At 59.3% G+C, this 2,720-nt stretch carries 2 protein-coding genes; one reads left to right on the top strand and one right to left on the bottom strand.

Annotation, left to right across the window (positions count from 1 at the left end; genetic code table 11):
* Positions 1-119 precede the first annotated feature (119 nt).
* Entirely contained in the window at positions 120-584 is a 465-nt protein-coding gene (gene nrdR, locus ACTO5E_RS10705; RefSeq protein ID WP_482303524.1) for a transcriptional regulator NrdR, read from the bottom strand.
* A 194-nt stretch (positions 585-778) separates the two neighbouring features.
* On the opposite strand from nrdR, the gene ACTO5E_RS10700 reads away from it, so the two are divergent.
* Entirely contained in the window at positions 779-2,689 is a 1,911-nt protein-coding gene (locus ACTO5E_RS10700) for an ABC-F family ATP-binding cassette domain-containing protein (RefSeq protein ID WP_482303522.1), read from the top strand.
* Positions 2,690-2,720: the final 31 nt, after the last annotated feature.

The raw sequence follows: 2,720 nt of genomic DNA, 5'->3' as shown, positions 1-2,720 counted from the left end.
AGGCCTGGGCCGGGGGATATTCGGGCTTCCGCCACACATCTGCCAGCGGATAAAAAGAAAACCAGACGCGACGTTTCCGGCGCGCCTGATTTTTTCGGCTTGGGGAAGGGGGACGGGCCTCAGCCCCCCTGCTTGCTGTTGATGATTTTGCTCAGCTCCTCCATAAAGCTGTTGATGTCCTTGAACTGGCGGTAGACCGAGGCGAAACGCACATAGGCCACCTCGTCCACGGTCTTCAGCTTTTCCATGGCATAGGTGCCAATGCGCTGAGAGGAGACCTCCTTGTCCAGGGAGTTTTGCAGCAGAACCTCAATCTCGCTTACAATATGCTCCAGGGTCTCCAAGGCCACCGGACGCTTTTCGCAGGCCCGCAGCAGGCCGTTGAGCAGCTTCTGGCGGTCAAAGGCCTCCCGGGAGCGGTCCTTTTTAATGACCACAATGGGGATGCTCTCAATGACCTCATAGGTGGTAAAGCGCTTGGCGCATTTCAAGCACTCGCGGCGGCGGCGGATGCGCTCGTTTTCGTCAGTGGGCCGGGAATCCACTACCTTGCTCTCCGTGTATCCGCAATAGGGGCATTTCACTGTTATAACATCTCCCTTGACTGTGTGTTATGTCTTTTGATTATACACGATATCGAGAATAAAAGCAAGGACTTCTGAGAAATACTTTCGCTTAAAATTCATGAATACAGGATAGAAAGACCGGTTAAGAGGAATTTTTCTGCCCCCATGCCCATGCTGACATATGGGTGTGGGAGAAAAGGAGTGACCAATATATGGCTGTTTTAACGGTAAAAGGAATCTCCCTGAGCTTTGGGGAGGAGAGGATTTTGGAGGACGTGAGCTTTGAGCTGCAGAAGGGGGAACGGGTGGGCCTGGTGGGGGTGAACGGCAGCGGCAAAACCACCCTGTTTAAAACCCTGACCGGCGAGTATGTCCCGGACGGGGGCTCGGTGGTGTTTGCCAAGGACGCCCGCCCCGGCTATATGGAGCAGCATGTGTGCCGCGACTTTGACAAGACCGCTTTTCAGGAGGTTATGACAGTGTTCGCCCCTCTGCTGAAAATGGAGAAGGAGCTGGAGGACCTGGCGGCCCGGCTCTCTGAGCGTTCGCCGGAGGAGGTGATGGAGAAGCTCATCCTCCGCCAGTCTGAGCTGAACGACCGCTTTGTGGACAGCGGCGGGCTCACCTGCCGGTCCCGGGCCCGCAGCGCGTTGCTGGGCCTGGGCTTTGGTGAGGAGCAGCTGGGCAGCAAGGTGGGGGTGCTCAGCGGCGGGCAAAAGGCCAAGCTGCAGCTGGCGAAAATGCTGCTGGGCGGGGCCAATCTCCTGCTGCTGGACGAGCCCACCAACCACCTGGACATCACTGCCGTGGAGTGGTTGGAGGGCTTTTTGCAGACCTATCCCGGGGCCTACATTGTCATCTCCCACGACCGGTATTTTCTGGACAAGGTGACCGAGCGCACCCTGGAAATGCAGAACCGGCGGGTGGAGTCCTATAAGGGCAGCTACAGCCGCTATCTGGAGCTGAAGGCCGAAAAGCGGCTGGCGGCGGAGCGGGTGTATGAGAACACCCAGAAGGAGATTAAGCGCATTGAGGGCATTATCGAGCAGCAGCGCCGGTGGAACCAGGAGCGCAACTATGTCACCATTGCCAGCAAGCAAAAGGCCATCGACCGGTTGGAGGCCACCCTGGAAAAGCCGGACCAGGACCCGGAGTCCATCCGGTTCCAGTTCCACGCCAGCCGCAGGTCCGGCGACGACGTGCTTACCGCCGAGGAGCTGAGCCTGTCCTTTGGGGGGCCGAAGCTGTTTGAAAACGTGAATCTGGAAATCAAAAGGGGGCAGAAGATTTTTCTCATCGGCCCCAACGGCTGCGGCAAAACCAGCCTGTTCAAGATCCTGCTGGACCAGTACCATCCGGACACAGGCTTTGTGCGCATTGGCGCGGGGGTGGACCTGGGGTATTATGAGCAGTCCCAGCTGAGCCTGCACGACGAGAAGCAGGTCATTGACGAGATATGGGACCTGCACCCCCGGATGAACCAGACCGAGGTGCGCAGCGCCTTGGCGGTGTTCCTGTTCAAGGGGGAGGACGTGTTTAAGCCTGTGGGGGCCCTTAGCGGCGGCGAGCGGGCCCGGGTGCTGCTGCTGAAGCTGATGCTCTCCAAGGCCAACTTTCTGCTGCTGGACGAGCCCACCAACCACCTGGACATTGGCTCTTGCGAGGCATTGGAGGAGGCGCTTTCGGGGTATGACGGCACCCTGTTTGTGGTGTCTCACGACCGGTATCTCATTAACAAGCTGGCCGACAAGGTGTATGTGCTGAGCCCGGAGGGGGCAAAGCTGTACCACGGCAATTATGACTATTATGTAGAGCAGCGGGAGGCCCGGCAGGCGGCGGTGGAGGAGAAGGCCCCGCCCAAGGTAAACCTTTACAAGCAGCGCAAGGAGCAGGAGGCCGAGGCCCGGAAGCGGCGGGCGGCTCTGGCCCGGTTGGAGAAGGAGATTGAGGAGGCGGACGCCCGGCGGGCGGCCTTGGAGGAGCAGATGAGCGACCCGGAGACAGCGGCGGACTACCAGAGGGTAGGGGAGCTGTCGGAGGAGCTGGGAGAGCTGGCAAGAGAGAGCGACCGGCTGCTGGCCCAGTGGACGGAGCTCTCGGAGCAGATAGAAGCAGAAGCTTGAGGCATAGAAAAGCAGCGGGGTTTCGGGCTGG

The organism is Acutalibacter sp., from assembly GCF_056800975.1.
The sequence above is the reverse complement of the archived record's forward strand: the minus strand, read 5'-3'. Positions and strand labels throughout refer to the sequence as shown.